At 70.1% G+C, this 17,274-nt stretch carries 16 protein-coding genes; 9 read left to right on the top strand and 7 right to left on the bottom strand.

Features of this window, described 5'->3' with window-relative positions; translation table 11 throughout:
• Nucleotides 1-6: 6 nt before the first annotated feature.
• Nucleotides 7-453 (top strand): hypothetical protein, encoded by a 447-nt coding sequence (locus ABZ354_RS10980; protein WP_358655241.1) that lies wholly within the window; start codon nt 7-9, stop codon nt 451-453.
• 299 nt (nt 454-752) lie between these two features.
• Here the strand turns inward: ABZ354_RS10980 and ABZ354_RS10975 are convergent, their stop codons facing one another.
• From ABZ354_RS10975 to ABZ354_RS10960, 4 genes are all read right to left on the bottom strand, one after another.
• Nucleotides 753-1,760: a LacI family DNA-binding transcriptional regulator gene (locus ABZ354_RS10975; protein WP_358655240.1), complete on the bottom strand. Its 1,008-nt coding sequence runs from the start codon at nt 1,758-1,760 to the stop codon at nt 753-755.
• Nucleotides 1,761-2,045: 285 nt separating this feature from the next.
• Nucleotides 2,046-3,248 carry an ornithine--oxo-acid transaminase gene (gene rocD / locus ABZ354_RS10970; protein WP_358655238.1) on the bottom strand — a complete coding sequence of 401 codons (1,203 nt, stop codon included), beginning with the start codon at nt 3,246-3,248 and terminating at the stop codon, nt 2,046-2,048.
• Nucleotides 3,249-3,251: 3 nt separating this feature from the next.
• A complete protein-coding gene (locus tag ABZ354_RS10965) occupies nt 3,252-4,217 on the bottom strand; it encodes an ester cyclase (protein ID WP_358655236.1) in 966 nt (321 codons plus the stop codon).
• A gap of 64 nt (nt 4,218-4,281) precedes the next feature.
• A complete protein-coding gene (locus ABZ354_RS10960; protein ID WP_358655234.1) occupies nt 4,282-5,322 on the bottom strand; it encodes an ester cyclase in 1,041 nt (346 codons plus the stop codon).
• Between the two features lie 163 nt (nt 5,323-5,485).
• On the opposite strand from ABZ354_RS10960, the gene ABZ354_RS10955 reads away from it, so the two are divergent.
• The 4 genes from ABZ354_RS10955 (at nt 5,486) to ABZ354_RS10940 (ending at nt 9,843) form a co-directional block, all read left to right on the top strand.
• On the top strand, nt 5,486-6,793 hold the full coding sequence (locus ABZ354_RS10955; protein WP_358655232.1) for an extracellular solute-binding protein: 1,308 nt from the start codon (nt 5,486-5,488) through the stop codon (nt 6,791-6,793).
• A gap of 97 nt (nt 6,794-6,890) precedes the next feature.
• On the top strand, nt 6,891-7,760 hold the full coding sequence (locus ABZ354_RS10950) for a sugar ABC transporter permease (protein ID WP_358655230.1): 870 nt from the start codon (nt 6,891-6,893) through the stop codon (nt 7,758-7,760).
• Nucleotides 7,757-8,692 (top strand): carbohydrate ABC transporter permease, encoded by a 936-nt coding sequence (locus tag ABZ354_RS10945; RefSeq protein ID WP_358655229.1) that lies wholly within the window; start codon nt 7,757-7,759, stop codon nt 8,690-8,692. The genes ABZ354_RS10950 and ABZ354_RS10945 overlap by 4 nt, the downstream gene beginning before the upstream one ends.
• 89 nt (nt 8,693-8,781) lie before the next feature.
• Entirely contained in the window at nt 8,782-9,843 is a 1,062-nt protein-coding gene (locus ABZ354_RS10940; RefSeq protein ID WP_358655227.1) for a hypothetical protein, read from the top strand.
• Nucleotides 9,844-9,933: 90 nt separating this feature from the next.
• Here the strand turns inward: ABZ354_RS10940 and ABZ354_RS10935 are convergent, their stop codons facing one another.
• Entirely contained in the window at nt 9,934-10,902 is a 969-nt protein-coding gene (locus tag ABZ354_RS10935; protein ID WP_358655225.1) for a LysR family transcriptional regulator, read from the bottom strand.
• Between the two features lie 103 nt (nt 10,903-11,005).
• On the opposite strand from ABZ354_RS10935, the gene ABZ354_RS10930 reads away from it, so the two are divergent.
• Both ABZ354_RS10930 and ABZ354_RS10925 read left to right on the top strand, forming a co-directional pair.
• Nucleotides 11,006-11,929, top strand: coding sequence for a serine hydrolase (locus ABZ354_RS10930; RefSeq protein WP_358655223.1), 924 nt, complete (start codon nt 11,006-11,008; stop codon nt 11,927-11,929).
• An 83-nt stretch (nt 11,930-12,012) separates the two neighbouring features.
• Nucleotides 12,013-13,026 carry an MBL fold metallo-hydrolase gene (locus ABZ354_RS10925; protein ID WP_358655221.1) on the top strand — a complete coding sequence of 338 codons (1,014 nt, stop codon included), beginning with the start codon at nt 12,013-12,015 and terminating at the stop codon, nt 13,024-13,026.
• A gap of 90 nt (nt 13,027-13,116) precedes the next feature.
• Here ABZ354_RS10925 and ABZ354_RS10920 read toward each other — a convergent pair whose 3' ends face one another.
• Nucleotides 13,117-13,395, bottom strand: coding sequence for a GlsB/YeaQ/YmgE family stress response membrane protein (locus ABZ354_RS10920; protein ID WP_358655403.1), 279 nt, complete (start codon nt 13,393-13,395; stop codon nt 13,117-13,119).
• Between the two features lie 357 nt (nt 13,396-13,752).
• Here ABZ354_RS10920 and ABZ354_RS10915 point away from each other — a divergent pair, with 357 nt between their 5' ends.
• Together ABZ354_RS10915 and ABZ354_RS10910 are read left to right on the top strand one after the other, a co-directional pair.
• Nucleotides 13,753-15,141 (top strand): APC family permease, encoded by a 1,389-nt coding sequence (locus ABZ354_RS10915; RefSeq protein ID WP_358655219.1) that lies wholly within the window; start codon nt 13,753-13,755, stop codon nt 15,139-15,141.
• Between the two features lie 286 nt (nt 15,142-15,427).
• Nucleotides 15,428-16,504 carry an NADH:flavin oxidoreductase/NADH oxidase gene (locus ABZ354_RS10910; RefSeq protein WP_358655217.1) on the top strand — a complete coding sequence of 359 codons (1,077 nt, stop codon included), beginning with the start codon at nt 15,428-15,430 and terminating at the stop codon, nt 16,502-16,504.
• A gap of 40 nt (nt 16,505-16,544) precedes the next feature.
• Here ABZ354_RS10910 and ABZ354_RS10905 read toward each other — a convergent pair whose 3' ends face one another.
• On the bottom strand, nt 16,545-17,213 hold the full coding sequence (locus tag ABZ354_RS10905; protein ID WP_358655215.1) for a class I SAM-dependent methyltransferase: 669 nt from the start codon (nt 17,211-17,213) through the stop codon (nt 16,545-16,547).
• Nucleotides 17,214-17,274 lie beyond the last annotated feature (61 nt).

Here is a 17,274-nt window from a genome sequence, read left to right as displayed (position 1 = left end):
CGAGTCATGCAGAAGTACGCGATTGTCCAGCACATCACACGGCTCTTCTGGCCCCCGCGCGGCGCAGGACGACAGCCGCCCACGTTCGCCCGGCAACTGGCGGGGCTCTGGCTGTTCGCGCTTGCCTTCGGGGCCGGTCTCACCGCGCTCGGCTGGGATGACCAATTCGGCATGGCGCTGCTGCTCCTCTTTTATGGCGACATCATCGACGGGGTACGGCACCGCTGGCCGGCCACACTGGCCGCGGTAGCAGTCCTGTCGGCTGCGAGCCGGCTCACAAGAGCCGTCCTGCCCGGCTCCCTCGACGATGCCTGGGCACAGAGCGTCGCCTCCGCTGTCGGCGTCACGCTCGGGCTGGCAGTGAGCGCCGCGATCACACGGCTTCCGGAACGCCGACCACATCGGCCCGCCGAGGGACACGACTCCGGGTTCAGCGGTCAGGACTTTCCGTAAAGGGAAAGGGGCCGCCGACCTCGGTGACAACAAACCTGCCCTTGTGACACCTGCCGCGCTTCAGCGCAGCTCGGAGCCAAGATCTGTGCGGGACAGCCCTGAGAGGTCCTGCTTGCTGCCCGGCCGTGCGCGGTCGACCGGGTTGGGCCCGCTTTTGGGCCGCGCCGACGTCAGGACCTCCGAGTAAGTACGCGGACGCGAAGCTGCACTGGAGTGAGCACCGTTTCGACGGCGCCGCCGGATGAGCGCGGGCCTCGCGGGTCAGGCTTACGGTGCCGGCTCCTGCGGCGCGCTCTCTGTCAGCCCTGCGGCGGAGGCGCGTGGCTCCCGCGCTCGGTCAGGCTGGGGGTGAGGACCACGCGTCGGCTCGGCGCATGGGGATCCTTGCCGCCTATGCGCTCGACGAGCAGCCGCGCCGCGGTGCCGGCCAGTTCCGCGAGGTCGTAGTGGACCGTGGTAAGCCGGAAGGACTCCCAGCCGGCCATCGGCAGATCGTCGAATCCGATAACCGAGAGTTCCTCGGGGATCCGGACACCGCGACGCCGGGCAGCGTTCAGCGCGCCGATGGCCACCACATCGTTGCCGCAGAACACCGCGGTGGGCGGCTCGTCCGCGTCGAGCAGCTCCAGCAGCTCCCGGTGACCCGTGTCGAACTCGAAGGGACCGTATCGTGCCAACTCGGGCGGCAGCGCGACGCCGCCCTCGGCGAGCGCCATCCGGAAACCCATCTCGCGATCCCGGCCCGTCGTGGTGTTGCGTGGCCCGAAGATGCCGCCCACCCGGCGGTGTCCGAGGCGCAGCAGCATCTCAGCCGCCATCCGGCCGCCCTTCTCGTTGTCGACGACGGCGGCGTCACCGAAACCTGCGGTGCTTTCACGGTTGAGGAAAGCGAACGGCAGCCGGCGGCGCAGCAGTTCTCCGGGCAGCACGGAGCCGGCGGTGGTCGTCGCGAGGACGACTCCGTCGATCGACCCGTCAAACAGCTGTTCCCCGACGATCGAGGAGTCGGAACGTTCGACGAGCAGCATCATGCGGTAACCGAGGCGTTCCAGCTCGTCGTGAAGCGGCGCCACCAGGTGCGGGTAGAAGGGGTTGGTCAGGTCGGTGACGACCAGGCCCACCCGGTGCGTCGCACGCATGACCAGGTTGCGACCGGCCTCGCTCGGCACATAGGCCAGGTCGTCCGCCGCCTGCCGCACTCGGTCGAGGGTCGCCTGCGAGACCCGCGGGTCGCCGCGCAGCGCCCGGGACACGGTGGCTTGCGACACACCGGCCAGCCGTGCCACGTCCCGGCTGGTGATCGCCATTGCGGCCTCCTGCATTTCCGTGCTTGCGTATGTTTTGGACGGCGCGGACAGCCGTCTCCGATACATTACCGTCAGCCATCCCCCAGTTGGGTACTCGTTGGCGCGTCCATGTGGCGGGAGGGGGCCCGCACAGGGCATACGTATGCTGACCTGTCGGGAGAATCGTCACCGAGCTGTGAGGGAAAGCAGTGCGGCCTCGCGCACGCGCAAGCGGCCGGGGGCGGGAAGCCGTACGGCCGGACCGTCCGGCTTCCCGCTCTCGGCCGTTGAAGCCGGAGCGGACGTCTAGGCGGCGAGCTCCGCGAGGGCTTTCTCCAGGCTCTCGACGACGAGGTCGACCTCGTCGTCGGTGATCACCAGCGGAGGTGCCAGCCGCAGGGTGCTGCCGTGGGTGTCCTTGGCCAGGACGCCGTGGTCCGCTAGGCGTTCACAGACCTCGCGGCCGCTCGCCAGCGCCGGGTCGATGTCGACTCCGGCCCACAGGCCGAGCCCGCGGGTAGCGACGACGCCGCGGCCCACCAGGCCGGCGAGCCCGGCATGCAGCCGTTCACCGCGCTCCCGCGCCTGCCGCTGCATGGTCCCGTCAGCGAGCAGCCGGATGACGGCCCGGCCGACGGCGCAGGCCATCGGATTGCCGCCGAAGGTGCTGCCGTGCTGCCCGGGTTTCAGGACGCCGAGCACCGATTGCCGCGCCGCGACGGCGGAGACGGGCAGGATCCCACCGCCCAGCGCCTTGCCGAGCACGTAGACGTCCGGCCGCTCGCCCCAGTGCTCGCAGGCGAAGGTCCGGCCGGTGCGGCCCAGGCCCGACTGGATCTCGTCGGCGACGAACAGCGCGCCGTGCTCGTCACACAGACGGCGCACCGCCGACAGGTAGTCCGGCGGGGGGACGATCACGCCGGCCTCGCCCTGAATCGGCTCGACGAGCACGGCCACCACGGTCTCGTCGAAGGCCTCGGCAAGTGCCGCCGCGTCTCCGAAGGGGACGCTGCGGAAGCCGCCGGCGAACGGGCCGAAGCCGGCCCGGGCCTCGCCGTCGTCGGAGAAGCCGACGATGGTGGTGGTGCGGCCGTGGAAGTTCCCCTTGGCGGTGATCACGGTCGCCCGGTCGGCCGGCACGCCCTTGACCTCGTAGCCCCATTTGCGGGCTACCTTGATGGCGCTCTCCACGGCCTCGGCGCCCGAGTTCATCGGCAGCACCATGTCCGTGCCGGCCAGCTGGGCCAGTTCGGCGCAGAACGGCCCGAGCAGGTCGTGGTGGAAGGCCCGGCTGGTGAGCGTTATGCGGTCCAGCTGCCGTTTCGCCGCCGAGATGAGGGCCGGGTGCCGGTGGCCGAAATTGAGTGAGGAGTAGCCGGCGAGGCAGTCGAGGTAGCGCCGCCCGTCCGCGCCGGTGGCCCAGACGCCTTCGGCGCTCGTCACGACGATGTCGAGCGGGTGGTAGTTGTGAGCGCCGTGGCGTTCTTCCAGGTCGATGAGGTGGTCCATCGTTCAGCCCACCTGCGACAGCAGGGCGATCTCGTTGTACTCCGCCCACTCCGCGACCACGAGCGTGCCGCGGACGTGCACATGGTGGAAGCCCATGAGGGATACCGGCCGCTGTTCACCGGTGTCGTTGGTGGCTGTCCCGGTGATCTGGTAGCGGACCGCCACCCGGGCCCGGTCGGGGGTGTCGTTGTTCCAGTACAGTTCCTCGACCTCCAGGTGGAGGTCCGGCAGCAGCCGGTGCCAGCGCTCCACCTCCGCGCGGACGCCCGCCGGGCCGAAGCCGATCCGGGAGGTGCCGAAGGAGTAGGGCGCGCCGGGCGCGTAGCCGCGGTCGGCGGCGGTCAGGTCGCGCCGGTTGTAGAGCCGGTCGAGCAGATCCGTGACGACCAGGCCCGCACCGTCGACCACCTCGGGAATGGCGGGGACGGTCGCGCCGAGGGACCGGGTCCGCTCCCGGGAAGCCTCGCCGGTGGGCGCCGCGGTGGGCCGGTTGGTCCGGACGAACTCGTCCACGGGGTGGCCGAGCTGCTCCCGGAACGTCTTCGGGTTGCCGCCCGCCCATTCCTCGACGTACTGGTCGCCGAGCACCACACAGTGCGAGATGGAGCTGTTGGCCACCCGGCGCCCGGTGGGCTCGCCGAGCCGGCTGGCCCCGTCGTGGGTGCCGTGCGCCACCCAGCGCATCGAGGTGCGGTAGCCGCGCTCGTCGTCGCCGGTCCAGATGACGTCGTCGATGACACCGTAGTAGTCGGAGAAGCCCTTGCGCCGCTCGGCGGTGTCCGCGGTGACGACCTCCTCACCAAGGAGGTCGCCGCTGTCCGTCCAGATGATGGAGTGCTTCGGGTACCACGTCGGGACGAGGCCGGGATTGCGGTCGTTCCAGATCGCGTAGGTCGTCCGCTCGACGAAGTCCACGATGTCGAGGAAGGGGTAGCCTGCCATCGTCTGCGTGGCGTGCTGCTCGGTCATGGTGATCGTCCTGTTCCCATCTGCTGTGCTCGATGACCGGGGCCCGGGCCTCCAGTCCCTTCCGTCAGGCACGGGGGGCCTGCTCGCGCAGGGCCGCCGTGCGGTGCTCGGCATTGGTCTGCTCGATCTGGATCCGCAGGCCGAGTTCGTCGTAGACCCGGTACTCCTCCGTGACCTTGCCGTCCGCCAGGACGTACTGCGTCGTCCCGAGGATCTCGACATCCTGGCCGCAGCCGGCGCCGAAGCGCTCCACACCGGTGTACTTGCCGGTCAGCAGCCAGACGAGGCTGACGCGGCGGCCGCGCCGCTGATCGTCGTGCGTGACGACGTCGAGGACGCGGACGCGGGCGCCGGGGAAGGCGGCCAGCAGGTCGAGGATCTCGGTGGAGTACTCCCTGTGGCCCTGGAGCAACCGGCCCCGCGTGGTGTGCAGGACGATGTCGCGGGAGACATAGGACGGCAGTCGCTGGAGCATCCGGTTGTTCCAGACCTCCTCGAACATCTCCACCAGGCCGGCACAGTCGGTGTCCGACCCGGTCCCGGTCGTGCGGGGTCCGGAGACTCCGCCCCGTAGCGGGTCCTCCGGCAGAGAGCCGAGCTCCAGTGGGGACCACGGCCGGCGCTCGGCCAGTCGTGCGGCCACCTCGGCGGGGTCGAGGCCGAGGTCGAGCACCAGCCGGCACTCGTCCCTGACCACCCACTCCTCGACGATCCGGCCGTCGCGCACCAGGCAGTGCGCCAGCGCACGCTTGCTGATCCGGCGGTGGGTGGGAGGCCCGTAGGGGGACCAGCCCGCGTTGGTCGCTGTGCTGAACACTCGGTGCGAGGAGACGAACGCGTCCGCGCCGCGGCGCTCCCACACCACGTCCTCGCCTCGACCCACTTCGTCCGGGTAGGCGCTGATACTGGTCACAGTGCCCTCCAGTACCGGCTGGACACCCCGCTCCGAGCCGAAGGTCCCGTGCACCACGACGTCGGCGGCGTAGTAGGTACTGGAGATCAGACCGATACCACGGTCCGTCCAGATCTCGTCGGTGCACCCGAGGACGTACTCCTCGACGCTGCCGTACGGGCGGTAGGCGGGGGCGGACTCACCAGGCTTCATGGATCCGGAGTCTATGCATACGTCTGCACAGGCGGCAAGAGCCCGCCAAACCGAGCGCGCGATCATCAAACCCGAGATCAATGGACATGAGCACAACTCTTGACACCATTTGGAGGGAGGCCAAGTATACGGATGCATAACCCGAACCAGGAGGCGGCATCACATGGTGGTTTTCCCTAGATCGCGGCTGTTCCTCGGACTGGTCCTGGTCGGCGCGACGGCGTTCGCGACCGCCTGTGGTGCCGGCTCCGATGTCCCCGGCGCGAGCGACAAACCGGTCGACTGCGACTTCCCGCCGCAGAAGCGCACCACTGTCAACGTCCTCGCCTACAACTCCTCGGCGATCGACCCGTTCGCGAACGCCATGGTCAACAGCTGCTCGAAGAACGGGGTCACCGTCAAACGCGCACCGGTCGACTTCAGCGGCCAGTACCAGAAGACGGCGACGACCCTCGCGGGGAACCAGGGCACCTACGACATCATTGAGATGTATTCCGGCGCCGTGCCGGGCTACGCGGCCACCGGCAAGCTTCTTCCGCTGGACGATCTGCTGGCCAAGTATGCGAAGAAGTACCAGCTCGACGACATCGATCCGGCGATGCTCAAGGGTCTGTCCCACGACGGGAAGCTCTACGCGCTCCCGATGCAGGCCAACGTCGGAACGATGATCTACCGCAAGGACATCTTCGCCAAGGCCGGCCTCGAGCCGCCGACGACGTACGCCGAGCTGCTCGCCGCCGCACGGAAGATCAAGAAGGCGGGATTGGCAAAACACCCTGTCGCGCTGCCCTTCAGCGACAGCACTTCCACTCTCTTCGAGCAGACCATGTCCTCCCAGGGCAAGACCTATGTGAACCCGGAGAACAAGGCCCCGACCTTCGACACCCCGGAGGCCGCCAAGGGCGTCAAGGCCCTCAAAGACCTGGTCCCGTACATGGACCCGGATGTTTTTGCTTTCAACCAGCCCCGGGTGCAGCAACAGATGGTCACCGGCAAGGCGGCCGTCACGATCATGTTTTCCGGCCGGATGGCTGACATGATCGATCCGAAGCAGTCAGCCTTTGCGAAGAAGTTCGCCTTCGCGGCGCCTCCGTCCATCGCACCGGGTGGCAAGGCCGGCTCCTTGGTCTCCGTCGACGGCTGGTCAATTCCAGCCAACAGCCGGGTCGACCCCGATCTGCTGTTCCGTATCATGGCCGCCTCGACCGGCCGGGAGACCTCCGAGCAGGCGATGCCCGCGGCCTACCCGGCCCGGCAGGGAGTGACCACAGCGGGTAACCCGCCCTACGCGGCGGCCGTCGAGGACGCCCTTGCCCGGGGTGCCGCCAACCCGCCGATGGCGACCTGGCTCGGCAACATGCAGAACGCCACCTCCCCCCTGCTGCAGCGGGCGGTCAGCGGGAGGACCCCGGTGCAGACGGCGCTGACTCGCTGCCAGAAGGCCGGCGCCGCCGTCCTCGCGGATGACTGACACCTCTGCGCCCCCGCCGCGAGGGCGAGAGGGCGAGCGGGTGAGCGGGCGCCCCTGGGAACGCCGCCACGGTTGGAGCACATCATGAGAGGACGCCATGAGACGTCGTGAATTCGCTGTGGGCGTCGGTCCGAGCGTCATCGTCATGGGCGCATTGCTCGTCCTTCCCCTGGCGTACAGCGTGATCTGGAGCTTGCAGAAAGTGCAGTACGGCTCGCCCGGGCACTGGGTCGGCTTCGACAACTACACCCAGGTACTGCGGGACCCGATGTTCCAGACGGCGGTTGCCTTCACCGTCGGCTTCGCCATCGCCCACACCGCCGTGGTCATGGTGCTGGGTTTCGGGCTGGCGTTGCTCATGAATCGCGTCAGGCGCGGCCGTTCCACGTTCCTCGGTCTGCTGCTGATGCCCTACGTGGTCCCGGCGGTGATCAGCGCGACCGCGTTCTCCTGGCTCTTCGACAACAGCTTCGGCGGCCTCGCCAACCACCTGATGGAAGGGATCTTCCACCAGGAGATCCGATGGTTTACCAGCACCTGGCCCAACCGGGGCCTCGTACTCGCCGAGTCCGTGTGGGCGGCCGCCCCCTTCATCATGCTGATCCTGCTCGGCGCACTGAAGGGTGTGCCCGAGGAGCAGTTGGAGGCCGCCGTCGTGGACGGCGCGAACTGGTGGCAGCGGCAGTGGCATGTCGTCATCCCGATGCTCGGGCCCGTCTTCCGGTTCGTCGCCCTGCTCTCCGTCATGGGCGGACTGGGCGTCTTCGACGCGCTCGTGCCGCTCGCCCCCAATGCTCAGGCCGTGGGCACCCAGTCGGTCAGCCTGTACGTCTACCAGATGGCCTTCGCCCGCGACCAGCAGAACCTGGGGCTCGGCAGCGCGGTCAACATCCTGATGATGGTGGTCATGCTCGCGCTGGTTTCTCCCTTCATCCGGCAGATCTATCGAGAGGTGCGGGCGAAGTGAGCGACGCGACCCAGCTGTCCACAAGCCGCACGGTCCCGACCGAGTCCGAACCGGCACCGACGTGTCCGGCAGCGCCGATCGCCCCGGGCCGGAAGGCACTCACCCGTTCCCGGCGCACCAGGCGCACCACGGTCCTGGTCACCCTCGCGCTCGCCGCTGTCACCCTGGTCATGCTCTCCCCCATGCTTTGGACGCTACTGACGGCGACCAAGCCACTCGACCAGGCCTTCACCAATCCGACGCGGCTGGGGTACTCCCCCTCGTTGGAAGCCTTCACGAGCCTGTGGCAGGGCACCGAGTTCTACCGGTTCGTCGTCAACTCGGTGGTCATCGGGCTGATGTCGGTTGCCTTCACCCTGCTGCTGTCCGCCCCCGCCGCGTACGCGCTCTCCCGATACGGTGGCCGGATCAGTGCCGTCATTCTGGCGGCCGCCATGCTCTTCCGGGCCGTCCCCGGCTTCGCCATCATGCTGCCGTTCTACCAAATGATGACCGAGCTGGGTCTCTACGACTCAAAGCTCGGCCTGACCCTCGCCTTCGTGGCGATCGACCAGCCGTTCTCCATTTGGCTGCTGCGCAATTTCTTCGCCGCCATCCCGCAGGAACTCGACGAGGCTGCCATGATCGACGGCTGTTCCCGCTGGGGCGCGTTCCGCCGGATCATCCTGCCCGTCATGGGACCCGGACTGGTCACCGCCAGCCTCCTGACCTTCCTGCTGGCGTTCCAGTCCTACCTGCTGCCGGTCGTGCTCACGAACGTGGACTCGGTGACCGTTCCCGTGTTCCTGTCCGCGCAGGTCGGGCAATCCCTGCCGCAGCTGCACCAGGCCTCGGCGGGTGTCGTGCTGCTGGCCCTGCCTATTTTCGCCCTGGCGCTCATTGCGCAGCGATACCTCGTTGCCGGCCTCACGAACGGCGCGGTGAAGAACTGACTCCCCGGTGCCCTGTGTACCGATCCGATCGTCCCGAGTGCTGCTCACGGACACGGGCGTCCGCCCGGAGATTTCCTGGAGGTTTTCTGATGGTTGATCATGCTGGAAACAAGCGTGTGGTGGTGTCGATGCTTGCCGAGCTGGCCGAGGCGGCTCCGGGGGAGGTGAGGGGGGTGCTGGCCAGGCACTGTCATCCGGAGGTCGAGTGGGAGGTGTTCCACCCCTTCAACTCGTTGCGCGGCATCGACGACGCCGCCGCGAGGTTCTGGGGTCCGCTGCGTACCGCTTTCCCCGACTACGAACAGCGCCTGGGGCTTGTCATCGGCGGCAGCTACGAGGGCCGGAACATGGTCAGCACCCTCGGCAACCTCATGGGCACCCTTGCCGGCCCCTGGCTCGGTATCCCCGCCACCCACGCCCTGACCTTCCTGCGTTTCGGCACCAACGCCATCCTTCGCGACGGGAAGATCGCCAAGATGTACATCCTTCTCGACATCGTCGACGTCATGCGGCAAGCCGGGTGGTACCCGCTGCGCGCGATGCCCGGCAGTGGCGAACAGTGGCCCTTGCCCCCCTGCACCGGCACCAGTGACGCCCATGAACACGACGCCACCCGCGGCGCCGACACCCTGCGCATCATCCGCGAAATGCAGTCGGGGTTGGCCTCGGGCGAGGAACTCAAGGATCTGGCCGCCACCAACTCCAAGCACAGCCCGCACTGGCACGAGAACATGAACTGGTACGGACCTGCCGGCATCGGCTCCAGCCGTGGCCAACGCGGCTTTCTCGACTACCACGGGGCCTTGTTCATCAACGCCTTCCCCGACCGCGGTGGCTTTCCCCGCGACCCGGCGGGCCCCGAAACACAGCCCGGCCACTACATTCAGGCCGGCGACGGGCGCTTCGGCGTCACCGGCGGCTGGCCCTCCCTGCACGGCACCCACACCGGCGGCGCCTGGCTCGGCGTCCCTCCCACGGGCCGCCACATCAACATGCGCGTCGCCGACTGGTACCGCACCGACACCCACGACAAACTCATCGACAACTGGGTCATGATGGACATCCCCCACATCCTTGACCAGATGGGCCTCGACATCCTCGACGACCTCCGATACCGCACCGACCCCACCCTCCCCCGCTGGCCCCGCTGAACCCAGAAACACCCGGGCAGCCCACGGCGTCGAAGGGCCCAGCCCGGCATCTTGAGCTGGTTTCCGCAACGATCCTTGACGACGGGCTTCTTAGCCGTAGACCACCGACCACGGGCGGGGCGCGTCGTCGGGTGGACGAGGGGCGTTGTCGCGCCCGGGGATCGCTGTGTGGTCGCGGGCCAGGACGTCGGCCGCGAGTTCCGCGAAGCGGCGGGCGGCCGGGTGGGCTCCGCGGCCTGAGGGCCAGGCGCCGCTGATGCGCAGAGTGAGGGGGCGGCCGGCCAGTGGCCGCCAGGCGACGCGGGGTTCTTTGCGGGCCACCGGCCCCTGATCGAAGGCGATGCCGTGCCCCGCCGTCACCAGGGCGAGCAGGAACTCGGGGTTGACCGCGTGCCGAAGCCCGCCGGGTACGAAGCCGCCGGCGCGGCACACGTCGAGGATCCGGTCGTACCAGCCTGGTGCGTGTGGCCGTGGGAAGAGCACCAGATCGTGGCCCGAGAGCTCCCCGAGCGTCACCTCCGGCCGCCGGACCAGCGGCGAGGTGCGGGGCAGGACGACACCCAGATCCAGTGAGATCTCGGGGCCGAGCCGCAGTTCGGTGGCGTCGACGGGATGGTGCACGAGTCCGACGTCCAGTCCGCCGGAGGAGAGCAGCCGCATCTGGTCCTCGGTGGTGACCTCCTGCAGGTCCACGGTCAGCCCCGGCGAGTGCTCCGCGCAGGCGGAGAGCAGCGCGGACAGCACGGCGGCGGTGGTGTCGGGCGGTATGCCCGCGCGGAGCGTGCCGAGGCCACCGTCGGCGGCGCGGCGGGCCAGGGTGCGCAGCCTTTCCTCCCGGGCGAGGAGTTCGTGGGCTTCCTCCAGCAGCGCCGCCCCGGCGGCGCTCAGGCGGACACCGCGCTGCGAGCGGTCGAACAGCTCGGCACCGAGCTCCTTCTCCAGCCTGCGGATCGCCTGACTGAGCGGCGGCTGCGCCATGCCCAGCCGCTCGGCCGCCCGGCTGAAGTGCAGTTCGTCGGCTACGGTGACGAAAAGACGCAGGTGACGCAAGAGGTCCACGATCCACGACCTTACGTGAGGGCCGCGGCGGGGGGACGGATCGGTCCGCCGGGGGCCGGCGCACCGACGACGACCAGGACAGGCCGACGGCCGAGGGGTGGCAGTGACAGAGGAACGGATTCGGCACGTGTTCGCCGGGGCGGGGGCCGAAGGACAGCTGCACGCGATCCCCGTCCTTGCCCGCACGAGGGCCGCCGGGAAGGGCGGGACGGAGCCGTTCCCCCGTGAGGTCGCGGCGGGCGCCGACGACCCCGTCGTGATCGCCTCGATCTTCAAGGTGCTGCTGGTGCTGGAGTTCGCCCGGCAGGTCGCCGCCGGCCAGCTCGACCCCCGCGAGCGGGTCCGGGTGACCGCGGCCGACCGGCTCGGCGGCTGGGGAACCGCCGGCTGCCTGGACGACGTCGAGCTGTCACTGCGCGACCTGGCCCACTTCACGATGTCCGTCAGCGACAACTCGGCAGCCGATGTGCTGCTGGCCCGCGTCGGCCTGGACACCGTACGGCTGCTCGCGAAGGAACTCGGACTGGACCGGACCCGCATCGTGGGCGGACCCCGGGAGCTGCTGGAGTCGATGCTGGCGGAGGTCGGCGCGCGAGACGAGCGGGAGTTCGCCGTCCGCTACCCCGCCCTGCCGGACGACCGCAAGAGACGGCTGGCCGTGCTGGATCCCCGTCACACCACGGCGAGCACGCCCCGCGAGATCACCCGGCTGCTCCGGCTCATCTGGACCGATGCCGCCGGGCCGCCCGAAGCCTGCGCGCTGGTACGCGACTTGATGGGCCGCCAGGTCTTCCGCCACCGGCTGGTGTCGGGCTTCCCGGACGACGTCACGGTCGCCGCCAAGACCGGAACCCTGCCGGGGCTGCACATGGAGGCAGGCGTCGTCCGCTACCCCGACGGCGAGTGCTTCGCGGTCGCCGTCTTCGCCCGCACCCACGACCTGACGGCCTCCCGCCCCACGGTGGACGCCGCGATAGGCGAGGCCGCCGGAATCGCGGTCGGCTTCCTGCGCGGCGGCGGCCGGTGACCAGACCACATATGCGTTCGCATATCACCGGGGCCGCGTTCTGATCTTGGACACGGACGTTCACGCCCTGGTCTGCTGACGCCATGAACCAGGACATCCGTGTCACGGACACCCCGGACGCGCCCTCCGGCCGCAGGCTCGGCCGCCGTACGGTGCTGCGCGGTGCCGCCCTCGGTGCGGCCTCCCCACTGATCCCCGTCACCGGCACCGCCGCCGCGGCCCCCGCCCGGGGGAGGGGCGGAGCAGCCGGTGCGGCGTCGTTCCGCTGGCTCGGCACCGCCGGCTGGCGCATCGACGTCGGCGACCGGACCGTACTCTTCGATCCGTACCTCACCCGCTTCAGCACCGGTCTGTACGACGGCGTCTTCGACCCGCGCACCCGCCTGCAGTCGCGCCCGGCGGTCGTGGACGCGCACATCGGCCACCCCGAACTCGTCCTGGTGAGCCATTCCCACTGGGACCACCTCGCCGACGTTCCCCACATCGCCAGGACCACCGGCGCCCGCGTCGTCGGCACCGAGACCACGTACCACCTGCTGGTAGCCCTGGGCGTCGACGCGGGACAGATCTCCGTGGTGAAGGGCGGAGAGGTGCTGGACTTCGGCGGGATCACCGTCGAGGTCGTGCCCAGCCTGCACAGCCGCAACAAGAAGTGCGCCTACTTCGCCCCGGGCACGCTGAACGCTCCGCCCAGCACGGTACCGAGCACCATCTCGGACCTGCCGGAGGGCGACACCCTCGCTTTCCTGGTGACGGCCGGGGAGGACGGCCCCTCGGCGTTCCTCATGGGAGCCAGCGACTTCTCCGAGCGGGCCGTACAGGGCTTGCGCCCCGACCTCGCGATGATCGCCGTACCCTCCAGCAGCGCCACCCACCGGTACGTACCCCGGCTGCTGCGCGCGCTGGACACCCCCGGCGTCGTCGTCCCCGTCCACTGGGACAACTTCGAAGTGCCGCTGAGCGGTTCCCCCGTACGAGACCCGTCGATGGACCTGGAAGCGTTCCGCGCCGAGGTCGGGAAGGTGTCTCCGGCAACGCGGGTCGTCGTCCCGGACTACCACACCAGGTACGACGGCGGCATGCGCCCGGGGCAGTGACTCGGCGGCGCCGGACCGATGCCGGCTCTGCCGGTCTGGTCAGTGGCATTCCCCGGGTGACGGGAGCCGTTGCGGCGTGCCGGCAGTGGATCAGGCGTGACGGCGCGAGTGCCGGTTGCCGACGAGGAGACGGTAGAGCAGGAGCAGGATGAGGGAACCGGCGATCGCGGCGATCCACGTGGAGAGCTCGAAGAAACCGTCGATGGAGTCGACACCGAAGACGACCTTGCCGAGCCAGCCGCCGAGCAGGCCTCCGGCAATGCCGATGAGCATGGTGACGATGACGCCCCCGGGGTCCTTGCCCGGCATCAGGGCCTTGGCGATGGCGCCGGCGAGCAGGCCGATGATGATCCACGCGATGATGCCCATGTGCTTCTCCCACTCGTCGTACAAAGCCTGTGTCAGCACTCCGTCTGCACCATCCGCGCCGGAACAAACCTTCCGCGCATCTCCCGACCCGGGTGCCGGGTCGGGCGGCGCGGGCCCGGCAGCGGGACGGGCGGCGCGGGCCAGGAAGGCGGGAGGGGCAGTGCGGGCCCGGGAGCCGGGACGGCGGCGACCGGGAACGCGCCCCGTGGGAAAGGGCGGACCGCGTCGTCGGCGACGTGCCCGCTGTCCCTCGCGCCGCCCGCCCGGCCGGCCGTGGTGCCGTCCGCTGCTGATCCCGTGTGGGGCCGGGGCGGATCGTGACGGAGTAAACGTCCGATCGCGGGGGACGTTAGGCGCATGGCGAGACTCGACGATCACCTGCCGGCGGACGTGCCCGACACGGCGCTCAAGCGCGCCCTGACCACCCCTCTGTTGTACTTCTTCATCCTCGGCGACGTGCTCGGCGCCGGGGTCTACGTCCTGGTGGGACAGGTGGCCGCCGACGCCGGAGGAGCGGTGTGGGTGCCGCTCCTCGTCGCCCTGCTGCTGGCGATGCTGACCGCCGCCTCCTACGCCGAACTGGCGACGAAGTACCCGCGGGCGGGCGGCGCCTCCCACTACGCCACGCGCGCCTTCGGGCCGTTCGCGGGATTCGTGGCGGGGTTCTGCATGCTCGCCGCGGGCATCGTCTCCGTGGCAGCCCTCGCCCGCGGCTTCGCGGGCGACTACCTGTCTGCCTTCGTCACGCTTCCGGTCGGCCTCGTGGCGGTGGTGTTCCTGCTGCTGCTCGCGCTGGTCAACCTGCGCGGGATCAGGGAGTCGACCCGTGCGAACGTCGTGGCCACCCTCGTGGAGGTCGGCGGCCTGGTGGTCATCGTCGTCCTCGGTGCCTGGCTGCTGCTGCGCGGGGACGGCGACGCGGGGCGGCTGGTCCAGCTGGGCACGGCGGAGAAGGGGGCCACGGCGGCCGTGCTGAGCGGCTCCGTACTGGCCTACTACTCCTTCGTGGGGTTCGAGACGTCGGTGAACGTCGCCGAGGAGACCCGCGACCCGCGGCGCTCCTACCCGCGCGCCCTGTTCGGCGCCCTCGCCACCGCCGGGGCGGTGTACGTGCTGGTGGGCATCGCCGCGTCGGTGGCCGTGCCCACGTCCCGGCTGGCCTCGTCGAGCGGCCCGCTGCTGGAGGTCGTCGAGGCTGCCGGAGGCGTACCCACCCGCCTGTTCAGCGCCATCGCGCTGGTCGCCGTGGCGAACGGCGCCCTGCTCACCGGCATCATGTCCTCCCGGCTGGCCTACGGCATGGCCCGGGACGGCCTGCTGCCCGCCCCGCTGGCCAGGGTGCTGCCCGAGCGGCGCACCCCGTGGGTCGCCATCGCGGTCACGTCCCTGCTGGCCATGCTCCTCGCGCTCACCGGCAGTGTCGCCACCCTGGCGTCCACCCTGGTTCTGCTGCTGCTCGTGGTCTTCCTCATGGTCAACACGGCCGTGCTCGTCCTGCGCCGCGACCCGGGCGAGGCCGACCACTTCCGCGCTCCCACCCTGCTGCCGGTCCTGGGCATCGGCTCCTGCGTCCTGCTGGCCACGCAGATCGAGGCCGAGGTGTGGTTGCGGGGCCTGCTGGTCGTCGCCGTCGGTGTGGTGCTGGCCGCCGCGGGCGCCGTACGACGCGGACGGCACGGCGACGGGGCCGGGCAGGCCGGACGGACGGACCCCGGGTCGCGTCACCCGGCAGACCCGGCCCGCTGACGGCCGGTCGTCCATGGCCGGTCGCCCACGGCGGATGCCCACGGCCAGGTGCCCACGGCCGGGTACGGCGCGGTCTTCCCGAGCGGGAGACCGCGCCGCCTGTCGTTTCGGGCGGGTTTCGCTCCACCGTGGCCGTTTCCGTAGCCGCCTCGCCGTAGCGGGGACCACATGATTGCACACGCGGGCAATTGCTGAGGCGGGTATGCGCGCAATGCTAATATCTCCTTGCGCAACGTCAGGCGGTGTTCCGTGCCGCCCCTCCACCTCGATTCGCCCGGAGTTTCGTGTGAGTTCCCTGTTCGAGCCGTACACCCTGCGTTCCGTGACCATCCCGAACCGCGTGTGGATGCCGCCGATGTGCCAGTACTCGGCGGCGGCCGACGGGCCGGCCCGGGGCGTGGCCACGGACTGGCACCTCCAGCACTACGGTGCACGCGCCGCGGGCGGCACGGGATTGATCATCTTCGAGGCGACCGCCATGTCGGCCGACGGCCGCATCTCGCCCCACGACCTCGGTCTGTGGAACGAGGCGCAGGCCGACGGCCTGCGACGCATCACCCGCTTCCTCAAGAGCCAGGGCACTGTCGCGGGCATCCAGCTCGCCCACGCCGGCCGCAAGGCGTCCACCGGCAGGCCCTGGACGGGCGGCGGCCCGCTCGGACCCGACGAGCAGGGCTGGCAGCCGCTCGGTCCCAGTGCGGAGCCCTACCCCGGCCTGAATGTCCCGCACGCCATGAGCGTGGAGGAGATCCGCGGGATCGTCGACCAGTGGCGCACCTCGGCCCGGCTCGCCCTCGACGCCGGCTTCCAGGTCGTCGAGGTCCACGGCGCCCACGGCTACCTGATCCACAACTTCCTCTCCCCGCACAGCAACCACCGCACCGACGCCTACGGCGGCAGCTTCGACAACCGCATCCGGTTCGCCGTCGAGGTCGTCGACGCCGTACGGGAGGTCTGGCCGGACCACCTTCCGCTGTTCTTCCGTGCCTCGGCCACCGACTGGCTGGAGAGCAACGGCTGGACCGAGGAGGAGACCGTCGCCCTCGCCCGCGTCCTGACCGACCACGGCGTGGACCTCATGGACGTCTCCACCGGCGGCAACGCGGCCGGGGTGACCATCCCCGGCGGCCCCGGCTACCAGGTGCCCTTCGCCGCCCGCGTCCGGCGCGAGACGGAGATGCCGGTCGCGGCGGTCGGCGAGATCACCGACCCCACGCAGGCGGAGAAGATCCTCGCCGCCGGTGAGGCCGACGCGGTCCTGATCGGCCGCCAGTTGCTGCGCGAACCCGCCTGGGCGTGGCGGGCCGCCCGCGAACTCGGCAGCGACGTGGACGTCGCCCCCCAGTACGGCTGGCGCGCCTGACCCCACCCGGCCGTCGGCCACCGCACCGACGGCCTCGGCGTCAGGCCGGCCCCTCGGCGGTCTGCTTGCAGGCCAGGAAACCGGCGACCCTCCAGTTCAGTTCCTCGTCGGGCTCCTGCACCAGTTGAGCGGTGACCGTGAACCCGGCCCGGTGCAGCAGTTCCGCGAGCCGGCCCGGGGGCAGTCGATAGGACTCGTAGCGCACGGGGCGGCCCCCGTAGGCGTGGGTCGGCCGGCGGTGCTCACCCGTGCCCACGTGGCCGACGAGGAGAAGATGCCCGCCGGGGGCCAGGGTGCGGTGGAACTCGGCGAACACGTCCGGCAGGTGCTCCGGAGGCGTGTGGTGGGTGGAGTAGTGGGCCAGGATGCCACCCAGCCCGTCGTTTTCGATCTCCAGCGCGGTCATGGAGCCCACGGAGAACCGCAGGTCCGGATAGGCCTGTCGGGCGAGTTCGATCATCTTCGGGGACACGTCGATGCCGAAGGACGACACTCCGAGTCCGGCAAGGTGTGCCGTCACCTTGCCGGGGCCGCAGCCCAGGTCCGCGACCGGTCCCCGGCCGGATGCTCGCACCAGTTCGGCGAAGGCGGACAGCATGGAGCGTGACAACGGGTCCAGCTCGGACGGGGCCTTGACGAGGGCGGTGTAGTCGTCGGCGACGGCGTCGTACGACTCCCGTACCGCGGCGAGGTAAGAAGGTTCGGTCACGCGGTGAATCTAGACGGGTGCGCTGACAGAGTCCGGCGCGGCTCCGGGTCACGCAGGCACA

Source organism: Streptomyces sp. NPDC005925 (assembly GCF_040638805.1).
Taxonomy (GTDB): Bacteria; Actinomycetota; Actinomycetes; order Streptomycetales; family Streptomycetaceae; genus Streptomyces.
This window is presented reverse-complemented; position numbering and strand designations above follow the sequence as displayed.